Source organism: Oceaniglobus trochenteri, from assembly GCF_020529025.1.
Taxonomy (GTDB): domain Bacteria; phylum Pseudomonadota; class Alphaproteobacteria; order Rhodobacterales; family Rhodobacteraceae; genus Oceaniglobus; species Oceaniglobus trochenteri.
Map to the genome: position 1 here is coordinate 65,751 of NZ_JACNMM010000008.1, position 25,675 is coordinate 91,425.

25 protein-coding genes and 1 other RNA gene are annotated in these 25,675 nt (G+C 66.4%); 17 read left to right on the forward strand and 9 right to left on the reverse strand.

Going from position 1 to position 25,675, the window contains the following annotated elements; all coding sequences use genetic code 11:
- The first annotated feature begins 20 nt into the window (after positions 1–20).
- Genes H7828_RS14355 through H7828_RS14380 form a run of 6 tightly spaced genes read left to right on the forward strand, consistent with a single transcriptional unit; the run spans position 21 to position 8,875 of the window.
- On the forward strand, positions 21–1,496 hold the full coding sequence (locus H7828_RS14355) for a mannose-1-phosphate guanylyltransferase (protein ID WP_226781748.1): 1,476 nt from the start codon (positions 21–23) through the stop codon (positions 1,494–1,496).
- Entirely contained in the window at positions 1,480–3,018 is a 1,539-nt protein-coding gene (locus H7828_RS14360) for a right-handed parallel beta-helix repeat-containing protein (protein WP_226781749.1), read from the forward strand. The genes H7828_RS14355 and H7828_RS14360 overlap by 17 nt, the downstream gene beginning before the upstream one ends.
- A gap of 12 nt (positions 3,019–3,030) precedes the next feature.
- Entirely contained in the window at positions 3,031–3,801 is a 771-nt protein-coding gene (locus tag H7828_RS14365) for a hypothetical protein (protein ID WP_226781750.1), read from the forward strand.
- A 15-nt stretch (positions 3,802–3,816) separates the two neighbouring features.
- Entirely contained in the window at positions 3,817–5,124 is a 1,308-nt protein-coding gene (locus H7828_RS14370; protein ID WP_226781751.1) for an alginate O-acetyltransferase AlgX-related protein, read from the forward strand.
- Between the two features lie 2 nt (positions 5,125–5,126).
- Positions 5,127–7,877 carry an SEL1-like repeat protein gene (locus tag H7828_RS14375; protein WP_226781752.1) on the forward strand — a complete coding sequence of 917 codons (2,751 nt, stop codon included), beginning with the start codon at positions 5,127–5,129 and terminating at the stop codon, positions 7,875–7,877.
- Positions 7,874–8,875: an alginate lyase family protein gene (locus H7828_RS14380; protein WP_226781753.1), complete on the forward strand. Its 1,002-nt coding sequence runs from the start codon at positions 7,874–7,876 to the stop codon at positions 8,873–8,875. Before H7828_RS14375 ends, H7828_RS14380 begins: the two co-directional genes overlap by 4 nt.
- Here H7828_RS14380 and H7828_RS14385 read toward each other — a convergent pair.
- The 4 genes from H7828_RS14385 to H7828_RS14400 form a co-directional block, all read right to left on the reverse strand.
- A complete protein-coding gene (locus tag H7828_RS14385) occupies positions 8,872–12,027 on the reverse strand; it encodes an efflux RND transporter permease subunit (protein WP_226781754.1) in 3,156 nt (1,051 codons plus the stop codon). The genes H7828_RS14380 and H7828_RS14385 overlap by 4 nt on opposite strands.
- Entirely contained in the window at positions 12,024–13,259 is a 1,236-nt protein-coding gene (locus H7828_RS14390; RefSeq protein ID WP_226781755.1) for an efflux RND transporter periplasmic adaptor subunit, read from the reverse strand. Before H7828_RS14390 ends, H7828_RS14385 begins: the two co-directional genes overlap by 4 nt.
- A gap of 40 nt (positions 13,260–13,299) precedes the next feature.
- Positions 13,300–13,770 carry a GbsR/MarR family transcriptional regulator gene (locus tag H7828_RS14395; protein ID WP_226781756.1) on the reverse strand — a complete coding sequence of 157 codons (471 nt, stop codon included), beginning with the start codon at positions 13,768–13,770 and terminating at the stop codon, positions 13,300–13,302.
- Positions 13,771–13,902: 132 nt separating this feature from the next.
- Complete coding sequence (locus H7828_RS14400; protein WP_226781757.1) at positions 13,903–14,805, reverse strand: EamA family transporter; 903 nt, start codon at positions 14,803–14,805, stop codon at positions 13,903–13,905.
- A gap of 57 nt (positions 14,806–14,862) precedes the next feature.
- On the opposite strand from H7828_RS14400, the gene H7828_RS14405 reads away from it, so the two are divergent.
- Positions 14,863–15,378 (forward strand): MarR family winged helix-turn-helix transcriptional regulator, encoded by a 516-nt coding sequence (locus H7828_RS14405; RefSeq protein WP_226781758.1) that lies wholly within the window; start codon positions 14,863–14,865, stop codon positions 15,376–15,378.
- 9 nt (positions 15,379–15,387) lie between these two features.
- On the opposite strand, the gene H7828_RS14410 is transcribed toward H7828_RS14405, so the two are convergent.
- A complete protein-coding gene (locus tag H7828_RS14410) occupies positions 15,388–16,080 on the reverse strand; it encodes a metal-dependent hydrolase (protein WP_226781759.1) in 693 nt (230 codons plus the stop codon).
- A 153-nt stretch (positions 16,081–16,233) separates the two neighbouring features.
- Here H7828_RS14410 and gatC point away from each other — a divergent pair, with 153 nt between their 5' ends.
- The 6 genes from gatC (at position 16,234) to H7828_RS14440 (ending at position 20,565) form a co-directional block, all read left to right on the forward strand.
- Positions 16,234–16,521 (forward strand): Asp-tRNA(Asn)/Glu-tRNA(Gln) amidotransferase subunit GatC, encoded by a 288-nt coding sequence (gene gatC, locus H7828_RS14415; RefSeq protein ID WP_226781760.1) that lies wholly within the window; start codon positions 16,234–16,236, stop codon positions 16,519–16,521.
- Positions 16,521–18,005 (forward strand): Asp-tRNA(Asn)/Glu-tRNA(Gln) amidotransferase subunit GatA, encoded by a 1,485-nt coding sequence (gatA, locus tag H7828_RS14420; protein WP_226781761.1) that lies wholly within the window; start codon positions 16,521–16,523, stop codon positions 18,003–18,005. Before gatC ends, gatA begins: the two co-directional genes overlap by 1 nt.
- A 44-nt stretch (positions 18,006–18,049) precedes the next feature.
- On the forward strand, positions 18,050–18,841 hold the full coding sequence (locus tag H7828_RS14425; protein ID WP_226781762.1) for a hypothetical protein: 792 nt from the start codon (positions 18,050–18,052) through the stop codon (positions 18,839–18,841).
- Positions 18,802–19,542, forward strand: a complete 741-nt coding sequence (locus H7828_RS14430; RefSeq protein ID WP_483428769.1) for an N-acetylmuramoyl-L-alanine amidase — start codon at positions 18,802–18,804, stop codon at positions 19,540–19,542. Before H7828_RS14425 ends, H7828_RS14430 begins: the two co-directional genes overlap by 40 nt.
- A gap of 12 nt (positions 19,543–19,554) precedes the next feature.
- Positions 19,555–19,945: RNase P RNA component class A (gene rnpB, locus H7828_RS14435), an RNA gene on the forward strand.
- Positions 19,946–20,076: 131 nt separating this feature from the next.
- Positions 20,077–20,565, forward strand: coding sequence for a GFA family protein (locus H7828_RS14440; RefSeq protein WP_226781763.1), 489 nt, complete (start codon positions 20,077–20,079; stop codon positions 20,563–20,565).
- A gap of 48 nt (positions 20,566–20,613) precedes the next feature.
- On the opposite strand, the gene H7828_RS14445 is transcribed toward H7828_RS14440, so the two are convergent.
- Entirely contained in the window at positions 20,614–20,862 is a 249-nt protein-coding gene (locus H7828_RS14445) for a ParB N-terminal domain-containing protein (RefSeq protein ID WP_226781764.1), read from the reverse strand.
- 147 nt (positions 20,863–21,009) lie between these two features.
- Between H7828_RS14445 and rpmG the strand changes: the two genes are divergently transcribed.
- Both rpmG and H7828_RS14455 read left to right on the forward strand, forming a co-directional pair.
- Positions 21,010–21,177 carry a 50S ribosomal protein L33 gene (rpmG, locus tag H7828_RS14450; protein WP_226781765.1) on the forward strand — a complete coding sequence of 56 codons (168 nt, stop codon included), beginning with the start codon at positions 21,010–21,012 and terminating at the stop codon, positions 21,175–21,177.
- A gap of 119 nt (positions 21,178–21,296) precedes the next feature.
- The gene (locus H7828_RS14455; protein ID WP_226781766.1) at positions 21,297–21,827 is read left to right on the forward strand and encodes a GNAT family N-acetyltransferase; all 531 of its coding nucleotides are present in this window, start codon (positions 21,297–21,299) and stop codon (positions 21,825–21,827) included.
- 74 nt (positions 21,828–21,901) lie between these two features.
- Here H7828_RS14455 and H7828_RS14460 read toward each other — a convergent pair whose 3' ends face one another.
- Together H7828_RS14460 and H7828_RS14465 are read right to left on the reverse strand one after the other, a co-directional pair.
- The gene (locus H7828_RS14460; protein ID WP_226781767.1) at positions 21,902–22,621 is read right to left on the reverse strand and encodes a Bax inhibitor-1/YccA family protein; all 720 of its coding nucleotides are present in this window, start codon (positions 22,619–22,621) and stop codon (positions 21,902–21,904) included.
- Between the two features lie 160 nt (positions 22,622–22,781).
- On the reverse strand, positions 22,782–23,003 hold the full coding sequence (locus tag H7828_RS14465; protein WP_226781768.1) for a DUF1127 domain-containing protein: 222 nt from the start codon (positions 23,001–23,003) through the stop codon (positions 22,782–22,784).
- A gap of 123 nt (positions 23,004–23,126) precedes the next feature.
- Here H7828_RS14465 and H7828_RS14470 point away from each other — a divergent pair, with 123 nt between their 5' ends.
- A complete protein-coding gene (locus H7828_RS14470; protein WP_226781769.1) occupies positions 23,127–23,981 on the forward strand; it encodes a LysR family transcriptional regulator in 855 nt (284 codons plus the stop codon).
- A gap of 70 nt (positions 23,982–24,051) precedes the next feature.
- Here the strand turns inward: H7828_RS14470 and H7828_RS14475 are convergent, their stop codons facing one another.
- A complete protein-coding gene (locus H7828_RS14475; protein WP_226781770.1) occupies positions 24,052–25,014 on the reverse strand; it encodes an NADPH:quinone oxidoreductase family protein in 963 nt (320 codons plus the stop codon).
- A 281-nt stretch (positions 25,015–25,295) separates the two neighbouring features.
- On the opposite strand from H7828_RS14475, the gene H7828_RS14480 reads away from it, so the two are divergent.
- Positions 25,296–25,670 carry a helix-turn-helix domain-containing protein gene (locus tag H7828_RS14480; RefSeq protein ID WP_226781771.1) on the forward strand — a complete coding sequence of 125 codons (375 nt, stop codon included), beginning with the start codon at positions 25,296–25,298 and terminating at the stop codon, positions 25,668–25,670.
- Positions 25,671–25,675 lie beyond the last annotated feature (5 nt).

A 25,675-nucleotide genomic window follows, 5' to 3' on the forward strand; every position in this document is an offset into this window, starting at 1 on the left:
CGAGAGGAAGGGGTTCGACCATGACGGGGATTCATCCTCTCATCATCTGCGGTGGAAACGGGACGCGGCTTTGGCCGATGTCGCGCACCGAAAGCCCCAAGCAGTTTCAGCGCATCGGCGGCGAAGCCTCGTTCACGTTCTTCCAGACGGCGGTGCAGCGGCACCGGGGCGCCGGGTTCGAAGCTCCGGTCATCGTGTCGTCGGTGCGCCACCGCAACACCGTTGCCGGGCAACTGGCCCAGATCGGCTGCGAGGCCGAGCTGATCTTCGAACCGATGGGGCGCAACACCGGCCCCGCCGTTCTGGCCGCCGCCCTTGTCCTTCAGGCCCGCGATCCCGGGGCGATCATGCTGGTGGTGCCGGCCGATCACGTGATCGAGGGCGATTTGAACACAACCATCCTGTCCATGCGTGCGGCGGCGCGCGAAGGGCATATCATCACCTTCGGGATCAAGCCGCGCCATGCGGAAACCGGCTTTGGCTATATCACCGACGGCGGCCCGATTGCCGAACACCCCGGCCTGCACCGGGTTCACCGCTTCGTCGAAAAGCCGCCCCTGCGCAAGGCGCGGCTTCTGGTGGAAAGCGAAATCGCCTATTGGGCCTCGGGGATCAGCATGTTTTCAGCCTCTGTTCTTATCGAAGAATACCGCCGGTACGACCCCGAAAGCCTGGCCGCGGTGCAACAGGCGCTGGACAGCGGCAAGAGCAACGATCGCGGTCTTCTTCTGAATCCCGATCACTTTCAGCAGGCCGCCAGCCTGCCCACGGAACAGGTGGTCTTCGAGAAATCCCCCAGGGTCGCGCTTGCCCCGCTGGACGTTCAGTGGAGCGACGTGGGAAGCTGGTCGGCGATGTACGGCATTTCCCAGCCCAACCACGACGGAAACGTGTTGCAGGGCGACGTGATCGCGGTCGAGACCCGCAATTCCCTTGTGCGCAGCGACACCCGGCTGGTTTCGGTCGTCGGCCTGTCGGATGTCATCATCATCGACACCCCCGACGCCCTGCTTGTCACCCGGGTGGGCCATTGCCAGAACGTCAAGAAGGTGGCCGAACACCTGAAGGCCGCCCAGCGTTCGGAGGCGGAAAAGCACCGGACCAGCACGGCCGAGTGGGGCAGCTGCACGCAGCTTGTGGACAGGAACGGTCTGAACCTGTCGTCGGTCACGCTGAAACCCGGGGCAGGGTTCGAGATCGACCCGGCGGGCCTGCGCGAAATCACCATGGTGGCGGGGGCGCTGGACATCACCTCGGGCACGACGCGAACCGCGCTGGAGGAAGGCGGGCGCGCGCAACTGGACGCCAGCGCGATCAGCCGCATCGTCAACACCACGGATCGCGAGGCCGAGTTCGTGATCATGACGCAATCGGCCACCCTTGGCCTGATCGACAGCATCAACGCCTTGCCCGGTGGCGCAGCGGGGGCCGAGCCCGCGCAGACCCCGGGGCAGGCGACAGGGGAAGGTGCCGCGCCCGATGCCCGCAGTGCCTGACGCCCTTGGCACCCTGCTGCGCCGCCTTCTGCCCGGGCTGATCTGCTGCCTGTGCTGGGTCGGCCTTGCCCAAGCCGCCCCCGACCGCCCCGAGGGAAAAGTAGTGCGCGACGGGGTCGCGGCGCTGGCGGCCCTGCTGGACGATCCGGCGCGGCGCGCGGCATCGGCCCCCGCCCTGCTGCACGAGGCGGGGCTGGCCGACCGGCTGACCCCGCAGGCCCGCATGCCCGCCTTGCCCGGGCCCGTCACCTCGCCCGCGAAGGTCACCGCGCAGCCGCTGGACATGCGCCTTGCCATGACCATGCTCAGCCAGGTTGTGGGTGCAACCGATACCGGTGCCGTTCTGGCCGCTCAGGGTCCGGTGGGGGAGATGCGCGCGCTGGTGATCCAGAAGGGTGACGCGACCCTTGCCGATGTTGCCGCGATGCTGGCCGAACACGGGTTGCAACCGGCGACGGACGCGGCCGGGGGCCTGACGCTGCGGGTGCCGCTGGTGATCTGGGGCGAGGGCGCGCTGATCCTGTCGCCAGGGCAGATCCTGCGGCTCAGCCGGGCCGACGGCGCCTTCCTGATGAACTTCGGCCACCTGCAGATGACCGGCGCCGAGGTAAGCGCCGTGGGCGGTGAAAACCCGCACGAACCGCGCTTTGCCCCCTTCGTCACCGTGACGGGCAGCGGCAGCTTTCACATTGCCGACAGCCGCTTTGTCGACCTGGGGTTCGGGCTGTCGCGCACCTTTGGCGGCTTTTCGGTCATGCGCAACACGCTGATGATCGCGCGCAATGCCTCGTTCATCCGCGATAGCCTGTTTCTGCGCAACGCCTCGGTGGTGATCAGCGCGGCCAGCGGCGTGACGATCTCGGGCAACCGGATCGAGGGGGCGCGCGGCCCCGGGATGATCGTTGCGGGCAGCGCGCGGGCGCGCATCCTGTCGAACATCTTTGCCGGCGATGCCGAGTTCAACGCCCTTCAGGTGGTCGAAGGGTCGGTCGATGCGGTGATCGAGGGCAACGTGGTGATGGGGGGGGCACGCTCGGGCATCGTGGTGCGCAGCGCCAGCCACCGCCCCTTCATCGCGCGGAATATCGTGTGGCACCGCACCGGCGGCGGCCTGACCGTCGATAAATCGGACTGCGCCAGCATCCTGTCGAACATCGTTCTGGACAACAGCCAGAAGGGGATCGAGGTGCGCAGCAGCGAAGGCAGCCTGGTGCGCGACAACCGCGTGTTGTCCAACCGCAGTGCCGGGCTGTGGATTTCGGCACAGGTGCCGGGCGCGCGCACCTTTCTTGAGGGCAACGTGCTTCAGGGCAACCGCTCGGGGTTGGCGACGGCCACGGCCGGGCAGGTGGTGATGGCGGGCAATGATTTCCGCGGTCAGTTTCCGCGCTTCCTGTCGGGGGATGTGGCGGGGCAAAGCCGCCACATCGCGCTGAACCTCGATGGCAAGACGCCCTTCGTCCTGACGGCGGCGGGCATTGCGGATCGCCCCGGTGCCATCGCGCCCTGCGCGCAGGATTGAACGGGGGATGGAATGACATTTCGCCTGACCTGCCTTGCCGCCGCGCTGGCGCTGGCCCTCGGCTCCGGGGTGGGGGCGCAGGGGCTGCGCCTGTCGATGCCCCCCGACCCTGAATCCAGCGCGATCAGCGTCGTCACCGACCGGGGCCTGACCCGCACCACGCAACTGCCCACCAGCGCCCTGCGGGCCGCCCGGCGTGCCATGAACCGGGGCGCGCGGTTGGACACTGCCACCCTGCGCGCCCTGGCCGACAGGGGCGATGGCCTGGCCGCCTGGCGGTTGACCAAGCGTTTGCAGGCCATGGGCAACGATGCCACGCCGTCTGATGTGGCCCATTACGCCGCCATCGCGGCGGGGCAGGGGCGCGTCTATGCGCTGGACGACATGATCGTGGCCATGCGCCGCCTGGCGCCGGTGGGCGAACCGGCGGCGCGGCTCGACCGGTTGGTCCGGGTGCTTTACGCCCATGCCTGGGCGGGCAATGCCCTGGCGCTGGATGCGGTGATCGAATTCAACGGCGAAGGCCGGCTTCTGGGCGCGCTTTCCGATGCGACGCGCGACAGGATCATGGCCCAGGCCGCCACCATGGACGGGCGGGTCGAACTTGGCCTTGCGCTGAACCTGCTGGCCAGGGCGGCACCGACACCGGACGAGGTGGCGCAGGCGCGCCGCTATCTGGCGCGGGCGGCGCAGTCGCGAAAACTGGCGGTGATGACGACGGCGCAAAACGTGATCGCGCTGCTTGATGCCCGCACGGCGCAGGCCACTGCGGCGGAGAACTGAGGCTTGGAGACAGCGATGATACGACGGATGGTCCTGGCCCTGTTCTGCGGGCTGGCAGGCGCGGTCCAGGCGCAGGCGCAATCGGCCTATGGGTGCAGCAACCTGCCCGGACGGGGCGATCTTCCCGTGGTCGAGGGGCTGAACGGCGTGTTCTTCCGCGTGCAGCCGGATCTGCGCAACTTCTTTGATTTCTCGGACCAGACGGTCGAGAGGCTGGGGGAGTTCTCGGATGCCCTGGCGGCCAACGGTACCCGGCTGATCCTGCTGCCGGTGCCGACGAAAAGCCTAGCCATGCCCGGTTCCCTGACCGCCGAGACCGAGGATTTCGGCTTTGACCCCGACCTGGCCACGACGGTCTATCTTGATATCGTCAAGCGGCTTGAGGATCGCGGCATCGCCACCGCCGATGCCCGCCGCGCCATGGTGCAGGCCCAGGCCAGCGCGCCAGCCTATTTCCAGGTCGATCACCGCTGGACCGTGTCGGGCGCGCGCCTGGCCGCGCAGGCCGTGGCCGCGCGCCTGTCGGGGGTGACCGGGGGGCAGGGGGCGCAAATCGCCACCCGGCAAGGGGACGAGGTTGTTCTGCCCTCGCATATGTACGCGCAGATCCAGCAGCACTGCCAGATGATGGTGCCCCCCGTCGCCACGCCCGAGGTTCACGCCCAAGGCCCCAACGGTGTTCAGCGCCCCGAGGATACATCGCTGTTTTCGGGGCTTTTGAAGGGGGGCGGCATCGCGGTGGTGGGCACCGAATACACGGGTGAGCCAGTGACGAATTTCCCCGCCCTTCTGGCCGAAGCGACCGGCCAGGAGGTGGGCCATTACACCGTCGAGGGCGGCGGCGCCTTCGCCGCGATCAGCAGCTATCTGACATCGCCCGCCTTTCGCGCCGCGCGCCCCGCCGCGCTGGTCTGGGAAATGCCGGTGGTGGCCGAGCTGGCCCATGCCGGGGATCAGCCCATGCGCGAACTGATCGCCATGGCGGGCGATACCTGCACCGTATCGCTCAAGGTGTTCTCGACACCCGGCACCGACTGGATCAGCGTCGATCTGGAAGATCTGGACCCGGCGCAGGACCATACGCTGTTCCTGGATGCCGCGGGGGTGGCCAGCCGCGAGGCGCGGTTCATCTTCCGTGCCCGCAACGGCGAGACGCGGGCGCGCACGATCCTGCGCCACCCCGGCCAGGTGCACAACGGGCGCTTTGCCATGCCGCTGTCGGGGCTTTGGCCTGAAGGCGCCGTCTCGGTCGAAATCGAACTGCTGGCAAATTTCGGCACCGCGCCGCGTGTCCTTGCCTGCACCTACTCCGGGAAGGGCTGACCATGAAGCTGAACCCTCTTGGCGCCCTGGCCCTGGGCGCCTGCGTTGTCCTTTCGGTGCTGGCCCCGCCCCCGGCGCAGGCCCGCACCGTCGAGGTGGCATTTCTGCCGCCGCAGCTTGAACCGCAGGACATCTGCATCGGGTCGGGCCAGGACAAGCCCGACGATCTGACCGTCGAGGGGGACGAGGAGGAACTGACCAACCGCTTGCGGATCCTCTATCTTGGCCGCGACATCCGCCGCCTTCAGGCCGAGGATGCCGACCGCTGGTTCGATTTCATCGAAACGCTGATTGCCCGGCTGGCCGAATACGACGAAACCTTCGCGGGCACCGAAGAGCTTCTGGCGCGGGTCGCCCTGCATATCGACGCCGGGCGCTTTGATGCCCTGCGCGCTTCGGGCCTGATCGACGAACTGCGCCACCGCGACGATCAGCTTGCCGACAACGAACGGCTGGTCCTGGCGCAATACTACATGACCGGAATCGGGGTTGAACGGAACACCGACCTGGCGCGCGACCTGATCCTTGCCGCCGCCTTCGGGGGCAATGCCAACGCCCTGTTGCAGGTGGTGCGCATGGCGCTTGAGTGGCAGGCGGTCGAAGGGTGGGATGCACCGCTGGACCTGACCGTCGCCATGGCCTTTGGCGGGTTGCTGGGCCAGATGAACCCCGGCGTCTGTGCCCGGGCCGAAAGGATCGCGCGGGAATACCTGAACGGTGATATCGTCACCCGCAGCCCGCAGATCGCCTATGCCTGGTATCGCTTCGCCGCCGACATGGGCAGCGCCGAGGGCGCCTGGCAGGTGGTGGAATTCCACCTCTCGGCCGATGCCATCGACAAGGACAACGCCGTGATGCTGCATTACCTGCGGCTGGCGGCCCAACGCGGCATCGCGATATCCGAAGGCCAGGTCACCGCGCTGAAATCGACGGGGGCGGTGGATGATGCCGAATTGCAGGCGATCCTGGGGTTCAACCACTCGCAGGATACCGGCCGTCACCGCCCCGCGGTGTCGCCGCTGTTCAACCTTGCCGTGAACATCGACGGGATCGAGGCCGACGAGGACGATTCCCCCTACATGAAGTACCTGCGCGAACTGCTGACGCTGCCCGATGCACCCGGCTGGGTTCATACCGCGCTGGCCAAGGAGGTTCTGGTGCGCCGTGGCCGCTGGGCCGGCGAGGCCGAGGCGATGGCCCTGCTCGAGTCGGCCGTGCGTCTTCAGGATGGCGAAGGCACGCGGATGCTGGGCAAGATGCTAGTGCGCTACCGCGATGACAGGGCCAGGCTGGGCCGGGCCATCGACCTTCTGACCGAGGCGGTCACGCGCCATGCCATGCCCGAGGCGATGGACGATCTTGACGCGCTTTATCGTTGCCAGGTGAACGACGCCCCCCGCCTGCACGAGGCCGAAGGCTGGGCGCGCAGCTATCGCGCATCGCTGCACCAGACGGTGGGCGTTTCGGCCACCGACCTGATCGCGCTGGACCCGTTCAAGGAACCGCTGACCGTGGCGCAGATCCAGACCCAGGCGCTGGACGGGCGCACCCAGTCGCTGGCCAACTACCTTCAGCAGATCCAGGTGAAACCCTTCGTGCGCGACAGCGCCCACCGTCGCTGGGCCGACCGGCTGGACAATTCCGACCAGGCGCTGGAGGCCTTTGCCGAGCTTGAATTCGAACTCGCCACAAACCCCTTCGAACGCGCCTTGGCGGTTGAACTGTTTCGGCGGGTCTATCTGAACAACGGGGTGACGACGGCGCTTGACCTGGCCATCGCCCTGGTCGAGGACAACGCCAAGCACCCCGGGATCGCGGATGAGATCATCGACCTGCTGACCCGTGCCGGCAACCGGGGCGAGGGGGCCTCGATCCGGCTGAAGGCCCGCCTTCTTGCCCCCCGGGTCAGCGCGCAGAGCATCTACGAGGAGCTGGCCCAGATCATCGAGGACCGGGGCGATTTCCTGGCGCTGATGTTCGCGCTGCCCTTCGTATCCGACGAAAAGGCCGAGGATTACTTCGACCGCGCCGTTTCGCTGATGAACTGCGGCACCAAGGATATCGACGAACTGGGCGAGGCCCACGCCATCCGCGACACGCCCGCGCTGGCCTATCACTGGCGGCGCATATCGCTGGTTATCGAAGGCGGCAACGTCCTGTCCAAGCTGCGCCTGTCCGACCGTCAGTCCGAAGCCTTCGACGAGGGCGCCGCGCCGACCGACCTCGAGGTGCAACAGCGCGCCCTGGCGGATGGCGATCTGTCGGCCCACCGGCGGCTGTTCCGCCTGACCGCCGATCCCGACCTGCGCACCTATGATGCCGAGGCGGCGGGCGATCACCTTCTGGCGCTGACGAAAACCGGCGAACCGCGTGACCGCGCCTGGGTTCTGGCCGCCTATCGCAAGGCGGTGCGCCCCGTGCGCGAGGCGGCGGGCAGGAGGTTCGATGTTGCCGCGCTGTTTGAACAGGCATCGGGGGCGGGGGATACCGGCGCCAAGGTGGAACTGGCCATGCTGCTGCGCGAAACGGCGCGCCAGCCCGGTGACCTTGAACGCTCGGCCCGCCTTCTGGAAGAGGCCGCCGAGGCGGGCAGCGGTGTGGCGATGACCGAATTCGGCTATGTTGTCGGCTTCGGCATCGGGGTTGGCCGCGACATTGATCGCGCGCTTGGCTGGCTTGATCGCGCGGTCACCCTGGGCCACGGGCGGGCGGGCGAACTGGCCCGGCTGTTGCGCCTTGGGGTGACAGAATGATCCGGGCGGGCACGGTGGCGGCGGCGCTGATCCTGCCGGGGCTGGCCATGGCGCAGGGCTGCCCCCCGGCGCCCGAACCCGTGTTCAGCCTGGCCTATGGCAGCCGCTATGCCGAATCCGACGGGCCGGGGCGCATCCTGGACGAAAAGGCCGACCGCGAGGTTGACGAGGAACTTGGCCCGATCGACGATTTCCTGCGCGACCTGACCGACGATGCCAACCGGGTTTTTGCCGAAGACACCGACAGGCAGGCCATCGCCGATTGCGTCCTGTCGCGCATGGCGGTCTGGGCGCGGGCCGATGCCATGGGCGATCTGCGCTCGAATACGTCGCAACTGACCATCGGATCGCGCCTTGCCGCCTTCGGCCTCACGGCCTTGCAGGCCGCGCCCTTCGCCACGCGGCAGGATGATCGTGCGGTGGTGCGCGACTGGCTGCATCGCCGCCAGCGTGCGCAGATGGAATACTGGGAAACCGCCACCGAAGGTGCAGCACGGGGCAATCTGCGGGCCTGGGCGGCGCTGGCGGGCAGCGCAATAGGGGAACTGGCGAATGATGCCGCGATGCTGGGCTGGTCGGCCTGGTCGGCCAGCTATATCCTGTGTTCCGCGGCCCCCGACGGCAGCCTGCCGCAGGAAATGACCCGCGGCCGCTTTGCGCTGCATTACCAGTTGCACGCCATCGCGCCGCTGACCGTCACCGCCGCCCGCCTGAACCGGCTGAACCTGCCGATCACCGGGCAATGCGACGAGGCGCTGCGCCGGGCGGTGGGCTTTGCATTGGGTGATCTGGAAGACGGTGCCCAAACCCGCGCCATCACCGGCGAGGTTCAGACCTTCTTTGACGGCAGCGACGAGATCGAGGGTTTCAACCTGGCGTTTCTCGAAGCCTATCTCACGCTCTACCCCGATCCGGCGGCCGAGGCTCTGGCCGAGGAGTATCGCCCCCTCGGCCATTCCAAGCTGGGGGGCGATCAGACCGCGATCTGGCGGCGTTAGGCCGGTGCGGGCGCTGGCGTGCTGCTGTCGTCCTCAACCTGGCCGGCGGGCAAGTGGCGGCGCTTGCGCTTTTCCCCCAGCATCAGCATCGCGGGTGTCACCACCAGGGTCAGCACCGTCGCCACAACCAGCCCCCCCGCGATGGCCGAGGAAAGCTCGGTCCACCATTGGGTCGAGGGGGCGCCATAGACCACCTCGCGGGTGAAGAAGTTCAGGTTAACGCCGATCACCATGGGCATCAGCCCCAGCGCCGTCGTGACCGAGGTAAGGACGACGGGGCGCAGACGCTGGGCCCCCGTGCGCAGGGCGGCTTCCAGTGGTGACATGCCCGCGCGCTTGAGGTCGTTATAGGTGTCGATCAGAACGATATTGTTGTTCACCACGATCCCGGCCAGGGCGATCACCCCGATGCCGCCCATGACCACGCCGAAGGGCCGCCCGGTGACGATCAGCCCGAACAGCACCCCCGCGATCGAAAAGATGATCGCGCTCATCACCACGAAGGCCTGATAGAAGTTGTTGAACTGGATCACCAGGATCACGAACATCAGGAAGATGGCGGTGATGAAGGCGCCGATCAGGAAGATCATCGATTCCTGCTGGTCCTGCGCCTCACCCGCGAATTTGGCCTCGACGCTTTCGGGCAGGTCCAGCTTGTCGATGGCGGCGGTCAGCGCGACAATCTGGTCGTTGACCAGAAGGCCGGGGGCGACGTTTGCCTCGATGCTGACGACGCGGCGCTGGTCGATCCGCGTGATGGTGCCCGAGCGGGGCGCCGGTTCGAAGGTCACGAAGTTGGCGATGGGGACAAGTCCGGCGCTGGTGGGCACGCGCAGGCCCTGCAACTCTTCCAGGGTACGGTCGCCCGAGGGAAAGCGCACGCGGATATCGACCGTGCCATCCGCATCCGAGGGCCGGTAATCGGCCACGGTGATGCCACGGGTCAGAAGCTGCACCGCCTGGCCCAGGGTCGAGATGTCGGCGCCGAAACGTGCCGCCTCGCTGCGGTTCACGGCGATGCGCCATTCGACGCCGGGCAGGGGGCGGGTGTCGGTCACGTCGGTAAAGCCGCCGATCCGGTCCATGGCATCGCGGATCGCCTGCACCGCCTCTTGCTGCACCTGCGGATCGCGCGCCCGCACCCGCAGGCTGACCGGCTTGCCCGCCGATGGCCCGTTCGAGGCCGCCTGCACCTGCACATCGATCCCGGCGATGTCGGCCATCTGGTTGCGGATCTGTTCGTTGATCACCTCGGCCTTGCGGCGGGTGTCCCATTCGGTCAGCTCAAGCTGAATGGTGCCGATCACATCCTCGTCCTGCTGACCGCCGCCGCCGCTGGTCGAACGGGCGTAGACGCTCTTGATCTCGTCGTAGTCGAACAGCCGCTCCTCGACCCGGCGCACCAGGGCGTCCTTCTCGAAGATCGAGAAATTGTCGCGCGCGCGCACCTGGACCATCACGAAATCGGGTTCGACCGAGGGAAAGAAGCTGATGCCGTTGCCGAACTTGCCATAGGCCGCAAAGCCGCCCAGCAGAAAGGCGATGGCCATGATCAGGGTGGCCAGCGGGCGCAGGATCGCGAAGTTCAGGATCTTGACGTAGCCCCCGGCAAACCCCTTGAGATCGCGCGGATCGCCCAGTTCGGCGGCGTGCAGCTGGGCCTTGTCCCGCGCCGATTGCGGCGGGCGCTTGCCGATGATGCCCCCGGCCACGGGAATGAAGACCAGCGCCATGAAAAGCGAGGCCGTCAGCGTCAGGATCACCGTGATGGGCAGGAATTTCATGAATTCGCCCACGACCCCCGACCAGAACAGCAGCGGAAAGAACACCGAAAGCGTGGTGGCCGTCGAGGCGATGATGGGCCAGGCCATCCTTTTGGCGGCGATGGAATAGGCTTCGCGCGGCGGGCTGCCTTCCTGCAGCTTGCGGTCGGCCAGTTCGGTGGTCACGATGGCGCCATCCACCAGCATGCCCACAACCAGGATCAGCGAGAACAGCACGACCAGGTTCATGGTGTACCCCATGGCCCAGAGCACGGTCACACCGGCCAGGAAGGCCCCCGGAATCGCCAGCCCCACCAGAAAGGCCGAGCGTACGCCAAGCGCCCAGACGATGACGATCATCACGAGGATGATGGCGGCGATCACGTTCGCCTCGAGATCGCTGAGCATGGTCTTCACCTGCTCGCTTTCGTCCTGCATGTAGGCGACGTTCACGCTGTCGGGCCAGTCCTTCGATGCCTCTTCGATCAGGGCGCGCACTGCGGCGACGGTGTCGATGATGTTGCTGCCCGAACGCTTCTTGATTTCCAGGGCAAGGGCCGGCTGGCCGTTGATGCGGGCGAAACCGGTCGGGTCCTCGAAGGTGCGGCGCACTGTGGCGATGTCGGCGAAGGTGACGACGGTGTTGCCGCGCACGATCACCGGCAGGTTCATCACGTCTTCAAGGTTGGCGATCAGCCCCGGCACCTTCAGCACGATGCGCCCGGCGCCGTTCTCGATGGCACCGGCGGCGATCAGGCGGTTGTTGCGGTTGATCTGCCCGATCAGTTCTTCAAAGCTGATGTTGTAGGTTTCAAACACCGTCGGGTCGATCAGCACCTCGAGAAGTTCGTCGCGCGCACCGCCGACGTCGACTTCGAGAACGCCCTCAAGCCCTTCGATATCGTCCTTCAGGCTTTCGGAGATGCTGTTCAGGGTCCTTTCGGGAACGGGCCCCGACAGGATCGCCGTCAGTATCGGGAACAGGGCGGTGTTGATCTCGGTCACGGTCGGGTCGGTGGCGTCCTCGGGCAGTTCGCCCTTGGCGCGGTCGACCCCCTGGCGCACCTTGTCCAGGGCGATTTCGGTGTCGAACCCCGGTTCGAATTCAAGCTGCACGCTGGCGTGCCCCTCGCTGGCGGTGCCCGTCAGCTGTTTCAGGCCCGTCAGGCTGGACAGTTCGGTTTCCAGCGGTTCCACAAGCAGGCGTTCGCTGTCTTCGGGGGTGATGCCGTCCACCCCGGTCGAGACATAGAAGAACGGAATCGGAATCTCGGGCGAGCTTTCCTTGGGAATGGCCACATAGGCATAGGCGCCAACGGCCAGGATCATCACCAGCGACATGATGACGACCCGGGTACGGCTGAAGGCCGCGTCGATCAGGGTGTTCATTGGGTTTTCTCCCGGGCGGCCTCGATGATCGTCGCGTCGGTTTCCTTTTCCGGTTCGGGCACGGTGACGCCATCGGCGGTTTCGTTTGCGCCGGTGTCGGTTTTCGGCGCGGCCTCGGGTTCTTCCTGGGGTGCGGCCTTTTCACCGGCGTTCACGAAGCCCTGACCGATGGTGACGATCTGCGCCTCTTCGGGCAGGCCCGAAACCCAGATGCCATCGGTTTGGGCCCGCACGATCGAGATTTCGTGGAAGGCGACGATATTGTCGTCCTCGACCGTCTTGACCCCCAGCGTGCCGTCGGTGCCCAGCGACAGGATGGCGGGGGACACGAAATGCGCCGTGACCGAACCGGTGGGAATGCGCACCTTGGCGCTGATCCCGGCGGGCACGGCGCCATCGGCGTTGGGCACGCGGATCTCGGCGGTGAAGGTGCGGGTCTGGGGGTCGGCGCTGCTGCCCACGAAGGTGACTTCGCCCTTGGTTTCGGCGCCGGTGATGAAGTTCACCTCGGCCGACTGGCCCACCTTGATGTCCGAAAGCGATTGCTGCGGGATCTGGATGGTGATGGTCAGGGGGGTGTTGTCGACCACCCGGCCAATCTCGGTTCCGGTGGCGACGAATTCACCCTCGGCCAGGTTCAGCGCCTCAAGCCGCCCGGCGAAGGGGGCGCGCAGTTCGGTGTTGTCGGTGGCCTCTTTCGCCTCGGCGACCGAGGCCTGGGCCGCGGCCAGCGTGGCGCGCGACTGGGCCACGCGGTCGGCGGTGGCGACGCCGCGTTCCAGCAGGGCCTGGGCATTGTCGTAATCGCGTTGGGCGCGGGCCAGTTCCTCTTCGGCGCGGGCCAGGTCGGCGGCGCGGCTGGCCACGTCGATGCGGGCGATGATCTGCCCCTGGGTCACGTCCGCCCCTTTCGACACGAGCACTTCACCGATCTGCCCCGAGGTTTCGGCACGGATCATCGTGTCACGGTCGGGTTTGGCCTGGCCTTCGGCCACGAAGACCTGCGCCACGTCCTCGGCCACCGACCGGCGCACGGCCACGGCCACCGCCCGTTGCGCAGGCGTTTCGTCGGCTGCCTGTTCGGCGGGTTGCTCGGCGGGCAGGAAGAAACCGCTGCCCATCCAGCCGACAATGCCGATCACCAGCGCCGATGCCACCCACTTTGAGCGGGATGACCCTGCGTCATTGTCGAAGGCAAGGGTTTTAGGCTTGGCCGAGGAATCGTCTGCCATGGGAAATCTCCTGTCGCGTTGCCGCGCTTGTTCTGGTTTGTCAGGTATCGGCCGTTTCGAAACGCGAGATTGCGTCGAGGATGGAGGCGTCGATGGCTTCGTAGAAACCGGCGTATTCATCCAGCCTTCGTCGGATGGCATCGCTACCAGCGGGAAGTTCGGCGGCGGTCTGGCTGATCTCCGAGATCGCCCTCAGGGTTCCGGTGCGCGCATGGCGCAACATCGTGGCATAGGCATCTTCGGCCAGTTGAAAGTAATCCTGCCGCTCACCGGTCCGGTTCAGGCGCCGGATCAGGCCGCGCTCTTCCAGGAACCGCACGCTGGTGCTGATCGTGGCGCGGCTGACCTGCAGGCGCCGGGCCAGATCGCCGAAGGAAATGGCGGTGCCGTCGAAAACCAGCATCGCCAGGATCTGCCCGCCCATGCGCGGCATGCCCTCATGGTGGGCCACCATGCCCATGCGTTCGATGAACGCGGTGCGCACGGTCTTGATGTCTGCTTCCTGATCCATTCCGTGCTGTCGCCTTGTTCCGGGTTGGAGGGCAGCTAGGGTGATGAAGGCCGTCGGTCAAGTCTGTTCAGTTATTTCCGAACAAACTTTTTGTGACCGGCTGTGTGATGTCCCGGTTTGACGGGCGATGCGTCATGGATGGCGCGGCGCGCTCCGGTCGGGCAGGGGGATCGCATCGGGGGCGGTTGGCGCGGCCTGTGCCCTCTGCCCCACCCAGACGCTGAGGATGACCATGGCCATGCCCAGAGCCTGAATGGCTCCGGGGGCCTGGGTAAGGAATGCCCAGCCCAAGAGAACCGCCGCGACGGGGCTGAGCAGGCCAAGGGGCGCGGCGCGCGAGGGGCCCAGCAGGGCGATGCCCCGGAACCAGAGAACATAGGTCACTGCCCCGCCGATCAGCCCCAGATAGGCAAAGCCGGCAACATGCGCAGGCGTCAGCGCGGGCAGGGGCGGTTCCAGCAGCAGCGCGGCGGGCAGCAGGAGCATCCCGCCCGCCACAAGCTGCCAGGCGGTGAAGGTCAGCGCCGAGACGGGCGGTTGCCAGCGCCGCGTCAGAACCGTGCCGAAGGCCATGGAAACCGCCCCGCCCAGGGCCGCCGCGATACCGGGAATGTCCATCGCGGCGCGCGGGCCCAGCACCAAAAGCGCAACGCCCACCAATCCGCCCAGCCCCGCGATCACCGCCGCCGGGCGCACCGCCTGGTTCAGCAGCAGCCTGGCCAGGAACAGCACGATCAGCGGCTGAACCGCCCCCACGGTGGCCGCCACGCCGCCGGGCAGGCGATAGGCCGCCACGAACAGCAGCCACCAGAAGATCGAGAAGTTGAACATCCCCAGAACGACCGACCGCCAGATCCAGCCGCCGCGCGGCAGGGTGCGGGTCAGCGCCAGCAGCAAGAGCCCGGCAGGCAGCGCGCGCAGGGTCGCGGCGGTCAGGGGATAGCCTTCGGGCAGCATCTGGGTGGTGACCAGATAGGTGCTGCCCCAGATGCAGGGGGCCAGGGCGGTCAGCAGGATGTCGAGGGGGCGGATCATGGCGGCTCCATTTATCTTGATATCAAGATAAATCCATAAATCTTGAAGTCAAGATAAATGGAGCCTAATCTGCGCCCCATGGATGATGTCGACAGGATTCTGGACCAATGGCGCCTGGCGCGGCCCGATCTCGATCTGCGGGCCATGGGCCCGGTCGGGCGGCTGAGCCGGATCGCGCATCAGTTCTCGCGCCGGATGGGGGCGACCTTTGCGCGCCACGGGCTGAACGCTGCGGGCTTCGATGTGCTTGCAACCCTGCGCCGCGCCCCCGCGCCCCACGCCCTTTCGGCCGGGGCGCTGATGAACGCCATGATGATCACCTCGGGCACGATGACCAACCGGATCGAACAACTGGTCAAGGCGGGGCTGATCACCCGTTCACCCGACCCCGAGGACGCCCGGCGCGCCGTGGTCAAGCTGACGGATCGCGGCTTTGCGCTGGTGGAGGGCGTTCTGGCCGATCATGTCGCCACGCAGAACGCCCTGCTGACCGGCCTGAGCGCACAGGAGGCGCAACAGCTTGACCGGCTTCTGGCCAAGCTGATGGTCGCGCTGGAATCCGACGCGGGCTGAGGGGCCGGGTCAGAGGGTGACGCTCTCCATCACCTCGGGCGTCAGAACCTGAACGCCGGGCAGGGCGGCCACCATCTCGTCCGCCGATTGCGCCAGCAACGGGAAGGTGCGGTAGTGGCAGGGGATCACCGTCTTGAAATCGAAATACCGCCGGGCCGCCCAGGCCGCGCGCTTCATGTCCATGGTGAAATGGCCCCCGGCGCAAAGAATGCCGATATCGGGGGCGTGCAATTCGCCCATCCATTCCATGTCGGCCATGATGTCGGTGTCGCCGCTGACATAGATGGTATGGCCTTCGCCCGCGATCATGAAACCCGCCTCGCTTCCGGCGGGGCGCAACGTGCCGTCGAAATCGATGCTCGAGGAATGCACCGCGTTCACCATCGTGACGGCAACCTCGCCCAGTTGGATCGTGCCGCCCTTGTTGAACCCGATCACCTCGGCCCCCGCCGGGCCGAAGATGCCCTCGGCCAGCTCGTGGATGCAGGCCACCGGAACCCCCAACGCCTGGGCCAGGGGGGCGGTTTCGCTGGCGTGGTCGCCATGCCCGTGGGTCAGCAGGATGGCGGTGGCGCCTGCCGTCGCCTCGTCCTTGCGGCCCTCGGGGAAGGCGGGGTTGCCGTCGAACCAGGGGTCGATCAGCAGAACCTGATCGGCGATCTCGATGCGAAAGCTGCTGTGGCCAAGCCAGGTGATCTTCATCTTGTCCTCCGGGTGTTTGCCCCGCAGATTAGCAAAGCGGCGCGCGCGATGAAACGTCCGCGGTGCCGATTGATGGGCGGGGCGGGGCGGCAGATGCTTGATGCCGCACCCCACACCCGCTAAACGCCGGGTGGAACTGCATCGGAGCCGCCCATGTCCATCGACACCGAAACTGCCGCCAAGGTGGCAAAACTGGCCAGGATCAAGGTCGATCCCGCCGAACTTCCCGCCCTGGCGGAAGAGTTCAACACGATCCTCGGGTTCATCGAGCAACTGAACGAGGTCGACGTGACCGGGATCGAACCGATGACAAGCGTGACGCCCCAGCGGCTGAAGCGGCGCGACGACGTGGTGACCGACGGCGATCAGCAGGCCGCCGTCCTGTCCAATGCACCCGACGCCCGCGAGGGGTTCTTTGCCGTGCCGAAAGTGGTGGAATGATGAGCGATCTGAACAAACTGACCATCGCCGCCGCCCGTGACGGGCTGCGCAAGGGCGATTTCACCGCGACCGACCTGACCGAGGCGTGCCTGTCGGCCATCGAAGTGGCGGGGGCGCTGAACGCCTTCGTGCACCATACCCCCGAAGTTGCCCGCACCCAGGCCGCCGCCGCCGATGAGCGACTGAAAGGAAGCGAAGAGGCGCCCGCGATGTGCGGCATTCCTCTTGGCATCAAGGATCTGTTCTGCACCAAGGGCGTGCCGTCGCAGGCCGCCAGCGCGATCCTGGACGGATTCCGCCCCGAGTACGAATCCACCGTCTCGCAGAACCTGTTCGATGCGGGCGCGGTGATGCTGGGCAAGCTGAACATGGATGAATTCGCCATGGGCTCGTCGAACGAGACCAGCACCTATGGCAATGCCGTGAACCCCTGGAAGGCCGACGATGGCGCCCAGCGGACCCCGGGCGGCAGCTCGGGCGGGTCCGCTGCCGCCGTGGCCGCCGACCTGTGCCTGGCCGCGACGGGCACCGACACCGGCGGGTCGATCCGCCAGCCCGCCGCCTTCACCGGCATCACCGGGCTCAAACCCACCTACGGGCGCTGTTCGCGCTGGGGCATCGTCGCCTTTGCCTCCAGCCTCGATCAGGCCGGGCCGATGACGCGCGACGTGCGCGACGCCGCGATCATGCTGGGCGCCATGTGCGGCCACGATCCCAAAGACAGCACCAGCGCCGATCTGCCCGTTCCCGATTTCGAGGCCGCGCTGACCGGAGACATCCGCGGCAAGACCATCGGCATTCCGCGCGAGTACCGCATCGACGGCATGCCCGACGAGATCGCGAAGGTCTGGGAAGACGGCACCGCCATGCTGAAGGATGCCGGCGCGAAGATCGTCGACATCTCGCTGCCGCACACGAAATACGCCCTGCCGGCCTATTACGTCATTGCCCCGGCCGAGGCTTCGTCGAACCTGGCCCGCTATGACGGGGTGCGCTTTGGCCACCGTGCGAAGCTGGCACCGGGCGACGGCATCACCGAGATGTACGAGAAGACCCGCGCCGAGGGCTTCGGCGCCGAGGTGAAACGCCGGGTGATGGTGGGCACCTATGTGCTTTCGGCGGGGTTCTACGATGCCTACTACAACCGCGCCCGCAAGGTCCGCGCGCTGATCAAGCGCGATTTCGAGACGGTCTTCACCGATGGCGTCGACGCGATTCTCACGCCCGCGACGCCCTCGGCGGCCTTTCCGCTGGGCATGAAGCACGACGACCCGGTGCAGATGTACCTGAACGATGTCTTCACCGTCACGGTCAACCTTGCCGGGCTGCCGGGCATCGCGGTGCCGACGGGGCTGGATGGTCAGGGGCTTCCCCTGGGGCTGCAACTGATCGGCCGCCCCTGGGAAGAGGGCGATCTGCTGAATACGGCCTGGTCACTGGAACGTGCGGCCGGGTTTGTGGCCAAGCCCGCGAAATGGTGGTAAGACCGACGGTCGAAAGAATGGCGATGGGTAAGGGCGGAACACTGATGCAGAACACCGCATGGCGCGTATCGGTCGCAGTGGCGACCCTTGGTCTGGCCGCGTGTCAGCCGGCGATCCCCGACAGCGGCGCGGGCGTGGGGTTTTCCAGCTACGAAGCCTATGAGCAATCGCGCATCGACCGTGAACTGGCGCTGCAGCGGGGCGAATCGGTGTTTCCCCCCGGCACGCAGACCGATGGTGCAGCCACGGCCACCACACCTTCGGCCCCCAACCGCCCGGTGATTTCGGGCGAAGAGCTGCGCTCGGCCGGTCTGCCGGTGGCGGGCGGCGCGGATGCCGGGGCGGGGGCGGTTTCGCCGGGCGCACCGGTTTCGGCCACCACGCCGGGCACCACCATTCCCGCCGCACCTCCCGTGGCCACCACGCCCATCGGAACCAACAATCCGGGCATTTCCGACGAACAGGATTTCGGCGCAGTCTCGGAACGTCAGACCATCGAATCCGACGCCGAGCGTCTGGCGCGCCAGCGGGCGGCCTACAAGGTCGTGCAGCCCACGGCCGTGCCGACGCGCCCCGGCGACGATACGCCGAACATCGTCGCCTATGCCCTGTCGACCACCAACGCGGTGGGCCAGAAGATGTACAGCAGGGGCGGCTTCAACGCCGATTCCAAGTTCCTGCGCGCCTGTGCCAGCTACAGTTCGTCGGACAAGGCGCAAGAGGATTTCCTGCGCAACGGCGGCCCCCAGAAAGACCGCAAGGGCGTTGACCCCGACGGCGACGGCTTTGCCTGCTACTGGGATCCGACGCCGTTCCGCAAGGTCGCGGGCAACTGAGCAGCGGCGATACCGCCTGGCGCGCCTCGCCCAATTTCGGCGCGCGGCGCGGCGGGGTGCTGCCCGACATGGTGGTGCTGCACTACACCGCCATGGACAGCGCCCGCCGCGCCTGTGACTGGCTGTGCAACGGCGCCTCGCAGGTGTCGTCCCATTATCTTGTCGGGCGCAACGGCCGGATCACCCAGATGGTGCGCGAGGCGGATCGTGCCTGGCACGCCGGGGCGGGGCGGTGGGGCGCGGTCAGCGACGTGAACTCGCGCTCGATCGGGATCGAGATTTCCAATGATGGGGCCTCGCCCTTTCCGGCGGCGCAGATGGACGCGCTCGAGCATCTGCTGGCGGGCATCATGCATCGCTGGTCCATTCCCCCCGAAAGGGTGATCGGCCATTCCTGCCTGGCGCCGGGGCGCAAGATCGACCCGGGGCCGCGATTCGACTGGCAGCGCCTGGCGCGCCGTGGGCTGGCCATCTGGCCCTCGCCGCGCGAAGAGGGACCGGACGGGACCGATGAGGCCGCCTTTCGCGACCTCGCCGCAAGGGCGGGGTTCACCGCCGATGTCGATCACGCCACGCTGCTTGCGGCGGTGCGCCTGCGCTTCCGCCCCTGGGGGCAGGGCGCGCTCAGTGGCGGCGACATGGCCACCCTGTCCGACATCGCCGCCCGCTTTCCCGTTGACGCAGGGCGCGGCGAAGCCTAAGCCGGCCCTTGCGCGGATGGCTGGATGGCCGCGTGTTCCGAAGCCGCAAGGCGATGGAATGCGAGGAAAGTCCGGACTCCCAGAAGCAACGGTGCCGGGTAACGCCCGGGCGGGGCAACCCGACGGAAAGCGCCACAGAAAACAGACTGCCCCTGCACGCAGGGGTGAGGGTGAAACGGTGCGGTAAGAGCGCACCGCGCCCCTGGCAACAGGGGCGGCATGGCAAGCCCCACCGGGAGCAATGCCGAATAGGGATTTCACGGGGTTTCCCCAGGGCCGCTTCTGCCCCGAAATCCGGGTTGGCAGCTTGACCCCCCGGGCAACCGTGGGGCCAGAGGAATGGTCATCCATCCTTGGGGCAACCCAGGGGGGACAGAATCCGGCTTACAGGCCGTCCGCGCACATCTTCCCCGACGGCTCCGCGACACCGGCTTCGTGATCCGGCGGGCGGTGCCCCGCATGGCGACGGCACATAGTGCTGGCCAAGGCCCGATCCTGCGCGCAGGATCGTCCGAAACCACAGGAGAACGCGCGATGATCCATGCACAAGGCGGCTGCCTTTGCGGCCGGGTCCGGTACGAAGCCACCAGCCAACCCGCCAGGATGACGGTTTGCCACTGCCGCTTCTGTCAACGCGCGACGGGGGGCGCCTATATGGTCGAGCCGATCTTCGACATGCAGGAGTTCCGGATCACCGAAGGCACCGCCAGAATCTATTCCCATGTGTCCGAGGGCAGCGGCAAAGAGGTGTTCGTGCACTTCTGCGAGAATTGCGGCACGAAACTTTTCCTTACCTTCGAGAGGTTTCCCGGTTCCGTCGGTGTCTATGCCGGGACATTCGACGATCCCGACTGGTTCGATGTGCCCCCGGATGCCACCAAGCACATATTTCTAGGGGTGGCGCAGAAGGGCACGATCGTTCCGCCGCAGGTGAATACATTTACCGAACATGCCAGCACGCCGGACGGAACGCCCATCGCACCAAGGGTGTTCGACAGGCCGCATGTCATCGGTTCCCGCTGATCCTGGCTGGTGCCTTTATCCGGGGGGGCGGTAGAACCTGCTGCCGTCTCAGTGCAGCCGCGCGCGCACCTCGTATCCCACCACGCTGTCCTCGCCCAGGGCGCGCAGGGCCTCCAACCGGTGATAGCCCTCGATCAGGACATAGCCCTGCTTGGCCGAACGCACGGAAATCGGGGTTGTCTGGCCGTTTTCCATGATGTCTTCGGCCAGTTGCGCCACCTTCTGTGGGTCCAGCGTCTTCTTGCGTTTCACCGGCACCTGGATGTCGGCAATGGGAAGGGTGTGTTTCACTGGCATGGGGCGATCCTGCACCGGGATTGCACATTTCACCAGCCCAAATCACCGAATCCCGGTTGACAGCGCCCGAGGTCTGGGTAAAAGCCGGGGTTCAGGAATTCCATAGGGCCGCGCACCTGCGTTGGCCTCGTGTTGAGGAGAGACCAAATGGCAAAGCCGACCACCATCAAGATCCGTCTCAACTCGACGGCTGACACCGGCCACTTCTACGTGACCAAGAAGAACGCGCGTACCATGACCGAAAAGATGGTCGTGAACAAATTCGACCCCATCGCGCGCAAGCACGTCGAGTACAAGGAAGGCAAGATCAAGTAAGCCTTTCGACAGTTCGATGAAAAAGCCGCGCGGGGCATCCTGCGCGGCTTTTTCGTTGTCTCACCCCTTCGATCCGTCCCGCGCAGAAGGCCCCGCCGGCCCCGAGGGAGGAGACGACCGTGGACGAGACGACCCTGACAGCCCTGACATTCCGCACGGCCCACCAAGGCGATCTGGCGGCGGTCGATGCACTGCTGGCCCGGGCCATGCCCCGGCTGCTGCGGCAGGATTACGCGCCTGCGGTTCTGCAAGCCGCCTTGCCCCACTTTGTGGCGCTTCAGCCCGGCCTTCTGGCCTCCGGGCGCTACAGCCTTGCCTGCGATCGCGATGGCGCCGTGGTGGGGGCTGCGGGCTGGGCCTGGACGGCGCCGCAGGGCGGGCTGGGGCCGCCCGACATGGGCCATATGCGCCACCTTGTCACCCACCACCGGCATCTGCGCCAGGGCATCGCGCGGCGCCTGATGGGCGAGGTGCTGACCGGGGCCCGGGCCGCGGGGGTGGGGCGGCTCGATTGCCTCTCGACGTTGACGGCGCTGCCGTTCTACCGCGCGATGGGGTTCGCAACGATCGGCGCGGTCGAGGTGCGCCTTGGCCCCGGCCTGCTGTTTCCGGCGGTTCACATGCGGCGCAGTCTCGCCGAGTTGCCCTGAGCGCGGGGCGAAAACGAAAACACCCGGCGGAAGGTCCGCCGGGTGTCTGACATTTCAACGATGGATGGCTGTGCTTATTCGCGGTTGCCGAAAAGCGACAGCAGCATCATGAACATGTTGATGAAGTTCAGGTACAGGTTCAGCGCGCCCATGATCGCGGCCTTGCCCAGCCATTCCTGGTCCATCGCCTGGGCGTGGGCGATGTAATCGGTCTTGATCCGCTGGGTGTCATAGGCGGTCAGACCGGCGAAGATCAGCACACCCAGAACCGAGATCGCGAACATGATCGCGGGCGAGCCCAGGAAGATGTTGACGATCGACGCCACGATCAGGCCGATCACGCCCATGATCAGAAACGAGCCCCAGCCCGAAATGTCCTTCTTCGTGGTGTAACCCCAAAGCGAAAGCCCGGCGAAGGCGATCGAGGTCACAAGGAAGGTCTGGGCGATGGAGATGCCGGTGTAGGCGGCGAAGATATAGCTGATCGAAAGACCCATCATTGCCGAGAAGGCATAGAAGAACAGCTGCGCGCCGGCGGCCGACAGCTTGTTGATCAGCGCGCCGAAGGCAAAGACCATGATCAGCGGTGCGAACATCACCAGCCACTTCACGGGGGTGCCGAAAACGGCGGCGACCATCTGTTCGTTGGTCCCGACCGCCCAAGCCACACCGGCCGTCAGCAGCAGACCGACGGACATGGTGCCGTAAACCTTGTTCATGTGGGCCTTCAGCCCGGTGTCGATTGCAGCCGACCGGGTGCCAGCCCCGGAGCGGATCGTTTGAAATTCAGCCATGGAGCGCCTCCTGAAGGATACAGTACTCAGGACGGTCACTTTCTTGCGCAACCGTCCGTCCCCTCGAATATCGGGGGCGGCGGTTCTTATTTCAAGAACGCAATCGCGGAAAATACAGTGTTTCTGTCAGGATACCACGATCCCGGACGCGCCCTGTGGCTCAGGCGCGCCACTTGGCGGGCACATCCCAGGCGGGGCGGCGCGATTCGCGCTCGGCCTCGGCGCGGGTCAGGCCCAGGTCGCGCAGCTGGGCGTCGTCCATCTGGCGCAACTGGCGGCGCTGGCCATGCAGGGCCAGCATGGTGGCGAGACGGGTCATCAGGCCGGGGCGGCTTTGGGAAACGTGCATCGGGCGGGCGGCGGCGCGGGTCAGGGTTGTCACGGTCCTGTCCTTTCTGGTTTGTGAACTTGCATCTTTCGGGCATCATTTATGTTGATGCTTATGGGCGACTGTGATCAATATTGAAAACGAATGTTTTTGACTTCGCACATCAAGGATCGTGATATGCCCCGAAATCTCGACATGACCTCCCTGCGCTCGTTCGTGGCTGTCGCGGAAACCGGCGGTGTCACCAAGGCCAGCGGCTTTCTCAACCTCACCCAGTCGGCGGTGTCCATGCAGCTCAAGCGCCTGGAGGAAAGCATGGGGCTCAGCCTGATCGACCGCTCGGCGCGGACGGTTTCGCTGACCTCGGCGGGCGAACAGCTTCTGTCCTATGCCCGCCGCATGCTGGATCTGAACGACGAGGTGATGGCGCGGATGACGGCCACCTCGTTCGAGGGCGAGATCATCGTCGGGCTGCCCCATGACATCGTGCATCCCGCCATGCCCGCCGTCCTGCAACGTTTCGCCGCCGATTTCCCGCGGGTGCGGGTGCATCTGAAATCCTCGCACACGCGGCGCCTGAAACAGATGTTCGCGCGCGGCGAATGCGATTTCATCCTGACCACGGAAGACGAGGTGGAACCCGGCGGGCAGACCCTGATCCAGCTGCCGCTGGTCTGGTTCGGCGCGCCGGGCGGGACGGCCTGGCGCGAAAGGCCGGTGCGGCTGGCCTTCTGTTCCAACTGCATCTTCCGCGCCGGCGCACAGAGGCGCCTCGACGAGGCGGGCATCGCCTGGGAGATGAGCGTCGAATCCGATTCCGATCCGGCCATCGAGGCAACGGTCAGCGCCGATCTTGCCATCACCGCGATGATCGAGGGCACGGCCCCCGCCTATATGGAACAGATCGTCCATGGCGGTGCGCTGCCGGAACTCAAGCGGCAGAACATCAACCTCTATTCCGGCGAGTTGCCCCAGGGCGAGGTCGCGCGGGGCATGGCGGCCCTGCTGCGCCAGCACTACCGCCTGCTCTGATCCGCGCCCGCCCCATCTTTGGTCCTGCAAATATCCCCGCCGGAGGCACCCGACGCCGCCGCCCGTGCCGTCAGTCGATGGTGATCACCACCTTGCCGGTCGAGGCGCGGCTGCGCAGCAGCTCCAGCCCCTCGGCGGCGCGCGACAGGGGCAGGGTGTGGCTGACATGGGGCTTCAGGCGGCCCTCTTCATACCAGTCGTACAGCTGCCGCAGGCTTTCGGTCAGAACCTCGGGACGGAAGGCCATGTAGCCGCCCCAGTAGTATCCCATCAGGGTGATGTTCTTCACCAGCAGATGATTGGCCTTCACCTGGGGAACATCACCACTGGCAAACCCGACGATCACGATCCGCGCCTCTGGCCGGCAGGCCCCCATGGCGGCGCGAAAGGGCGCGCCGCCCACCGGGTCGTAAACCACATCGACGCCCCCCATCGCCCTGAGGGCGGCGCGCAGATCCTCGGTGTCGCTGTCGATCACCTCGTGCGCGCCGGCGGCCCTTGCTACGTCCAGCTTGGCCGCGCCGCGCGCGCAGGCGATCACCCGGGCGCCCATCAGCTTGCCGATTTCCACCGCCGTCAGCCCCACGCCGCCCGCGGCCCCCAGCACCAGCAGGGTCTCGCCCGGCTGAACACGCGCCTTGCGGGTCAGCGCCACATGAGAGGTGCCATAGGCCACTTGGAAGGCCGCCGCCTGTTCGAAGGGCATCGCATCGGGGATCACCACGCAGCGCCGCGCATCGAACACCCCCTGTTCCGCCAGCCCGCCACGCCCGGAAAAGACCGCCACCCGCGCCCCGACCCCGGGGGCCGCAACACCGGCACCCAGGGCCGTGATGGTTCCGGCCAGTTCCATGCCCAGGGTGAAGGGCAGGGGCGGGCGCTCTTGGTAGTGGCCGCTCGCCATCAGCAGATCGGCAAAGTTCAACCCGCAGGCCGCGATCCGAACCGCCACCTGGCCGGGGCCGGGCGCCGGAGGATCAACGGTGTTCAGGGCCGGTGGGGTGTCATGGTCGTTCACCTGGAAAGCCAGCATCGTATTCTCCGTGTTCCTCGGGACATCCTGCGCACAACCCCCGCGGGCGGTCGAGTCGGCATTTTCAGCCGGGGCGGGCGGCGCCTCAGCCTGTGGAAAAACACGCAAAAGGCGAGTGCAAAGGGGATTCGATTCAAAAAGTTCGGGTAATGGTCAGAGGTAACATATTGTAAATGAATGGATTTTAGAACGATTTCCGGCACCTGTCCGAAAAGTCAGGTTGAGTTGAAGGGCCGTTCCAAGTTCATTGGCATACAAGCAGAGGTTCAGGAGTAATGAGTATGAAACACCCCGTAGATGTACACGTCGGCAAGCGCGTCCGCCATCGTCGCTGGATGCTGGGCATGACCCAACAGCAACTTGCCGAACTCGTGGGCATCAAGTTCCAGCAGATCCAGAAGTACGAAACCGGCATGAACCGGGTCAGCGCTTCGCGTCTCTGGGATATCGCCGCGGCGCTTGACGTTCAGGTGGCCTATTTCTTCGAAGGCATGGACGAAAACGCCAGCGCCGAACTGGTGGGCAACAATGGCGTCAAGGGCGACATCCTTGCCGACCGCGAAGCCCTGGAACTGGTCCGGTCCTACTATGCGATCCCCGAAAACCAGCGCCGCCGCCTGTTCGAACTGGCGCGCGTGCTCAGCGACGTCGCCTGAAGGCG